Annotated in this window: 1 protein-coding gene; it reads left to right on the top strand. The window is 73.0% G+C overall.

Features of this window, described 5'->3' with window-relative positions:
* Positions 1-315, top strand: a 315-nt coding sequence (locus IH00_RS0135725) for a hypothetical protein (RefSeq protein WP_031080603.1), incomplete at both ends; no start/stop codon positions are given.

Here is a 315-nt window from a genome sequence, read left to right on the forward strand (position 1 = left end):
AGGTCGACGCGGTCGAGGGCCACGGCACCGGCACCGTCCTCGGTGACCCGATCGAGGCGCAGGCGCTGCTGGCGACGTACGGCCGCGAACGCGAGGACGCCCCGCTGTGGCTGGGGTCCATCAAGTCGAACATCGGCCACACCTCCGGCGCCGCCGGCGTCGCCGGTGTGATCAAGATGGTGATGGCGATGCGGCACGGCGTACTGCCGCAGACGCTGCACGTCGACGAGCCCTCCCCGCACATCGACTGGCGGTCGGGCGAGGTCGAGCTGCTGACCGAGGCCCGGGAGTGGACCACCCCCGGCCGTCCCCGGC

The sequence above is a fragment of the Streptomyces sp. NRRL S-118 genome (assembly GCF_000716335.1).
GTDB lineage: Bacteria > Actinomycetota > Actinomycetes > Streptomycetales > Streptomycetaceae > Streptomyces.